The organism is Streptomyces sp. SM1 (assembly GCF_002910825.1).
GTDB classification, from domain to species: domain Bacteria; phylum Actinomycetota; class Actinomycetes; order Streptomycetales; family Streptomycetaceae; genus Streptomyces; species Streptomyces okerensis.
The window spans coordinates 1-1,697 of sequence record NZ_NEUB01000782.1; the positions used below are offsets into that span (position 1 = coordinate 1).

Annotated in this window: 2 protein-coding genes; one reads left to right on the forward strand and one right to left on the reverse strand. The window is 70.6% G+C overall.

What is annotated here, in order from left to right; genetic code table 11:
• Positions 1–12: 12 nt before the first annotated feature.
• Positions 13–639, reverse strand: a complete 627-nt coding sequence (locus B9S61_RS24025) for a TetR/AcrR family transcriptional regulator (RefSeq protein WP_103544121.1) — start codon at positions 637–639, stop codon at positions 13–15.
• 142 nt (positions 640–781) lie between these two features.
• On the opposite strand from B9S61_RS24025, the gene B9S61_RS24030 reads away from it, so the two are divergent.
• Positions 782–1,696, forward strand: coding sequence for an ABC transporter permease (locus B9S61_RS24030; protein WP_103544122.1), 915 nt, complete (start codon positions 782–784; stop codon positions 1,694–1,696).
• Position 1,697 lies beyond the last annotated feature (1 nt).

Below are 1,697 nucleotides of genomic sequence, written 5' to 3' on the forward strand. Positions count from 1 at the left end.
GACCGCCGGGGGTCAGAGCGATTTCAGGGCCGCGGTCGTCGCCCGCGCCAGGGCGGCCAGGTAGCCCTTGGGGAGCTTGGGACTGCGGATGACGACCGAGCGCCAGTACAGGGGGCCCGAGATGAGGTCCAGGGCCAGGTCGTGGTCGGTGCCGGGGCGGAGTTCACCGCGGGTCTGCGCCGCGGTGACGATGCCCTTGGCCACCCCGTCCTGGCCCTCGCGCAGGGCCTTCTGCAGGGCCTCGGCGATGTCGGGGTTGCGGGCGGCCTCGGCCTGGAGGTCGGGGAGGATCTGTGAGGCGACGGGGTGGCGCAGGGCGCGGGAGGAGACCTCGTACAGCAGGCGCAGGTCGCTCTCCAGGGAGCCGGTGTCCGGGGCGGGCAGGCCCTGGACGGCGATCGCGGACACCAGGTCGAGGACCAGGTGCAGTTTGGAGCGCCAGCGGCGGTACACCGCGGTCTTGCCGACGCCCGCGCGGCGCGCGATCCCCTCGATCGACATCCGCGCGTAGCCGACGGCGGCGAGCTCCTCGAAGACGGCCGCCCGGATCGCCTCCGTGACGTCCTCCCGCAGTACGGCGGCCCCGGCGGGCGCCCGGCGGCGCGGACGCGGCTGCGGCTCGTCGGCGTTCGTCGTCATGCGGCCAGCATAGGCCGCCACCGTAGCGACGATACGGTTGCGTTCCGACGTCTATTCGACCTACGCTTCCGTCACGACGATACGGTCCCGTCCCGACGTCGGAAACCCGTTGCCACCCCTCCCCCTAGCGAAAGCAGCGGATGTGAGTCAGGCCCTCCACACACCGCCCCCGATACCGGCCGAGGGCGACCTCGCGGCCCTCGCCGCCCGGCACGGCCTCACGGTCAGCGGCGCCCGGCCGTCCCTCGGCGCGTACGTGCGTCAGCTCTGGGGGCGGCGGCACTTCATCGTCGCCTTCTCGCAGGCGAAGCTCACCGCCCAGTACAGCCAGGCCAAGCTCGGCCAGTTGTGGCAGGTGGCGACGCCGCTGCTGAACGCGGCGGTGTACTTCTTCATCTTCGGTCTGCTGCTGGGCGCCAACCGGGGCATTCCGAGTGATGTGTACGTGCCGTTCCTGGTGACGGGCGTGTTCGTGTTCACGTTCACGCAGAGCTCGGTGCTGGCCGGTGTGCGGGCCATCTCCGGCAACCTGGGCCTGGTGCGGGCGCTGCACTTCCCGCGGGCCTCGCTGCCGATCTCGTTCGCGCTCCAGCAGCTCCAGCAGCTGCTGTTCTCCATGATCGTGCTGGTCGTCATCATGCTGGCCTTCGGTAACCTCCCGGGCCTGTCGTGGCTGCTGGTGGTGCCCGCGCTGACGCTGCAGTTCGTGTTCAACACCGGTCTCGCGCTGGTCTTCGCGCGGATGGGCAGCAAGACGCCCGACCTGGCGCAGCTGATGCCGTTCGTGCTGCGTACCTGGATGTACGCCTCGGGCGTGATGTTCAGCATCCCGGCGATGCTGCGCGACAAGGACGTCCCCGGCCGGCTGGCCGACGTGCTGCAGTGGAACCCGGCGGCGGTCTACATGGACCTGGTCCGCTTCGCGCTGATCGACGACTACGGAACCTCCTACCTGCCCCCGCACGTGTGGGCGTTCGCGGTGGGCTGGGCACTGCTGGCCGGCGCGGCCGGTTTCGTCTACTTCTGGAAGTCCGAGGAGAGGTACGGCCGTGGCTGAC

Coding starts and splice junctions, on each gene's coding strand:
- B9S61_RS24025 (WP_103544121.1), bottom strand. CDS start 639: ATGACGACGAACGCCGACGAGCCGCAGCCGCGTCCGCGCCGCCGGGCG.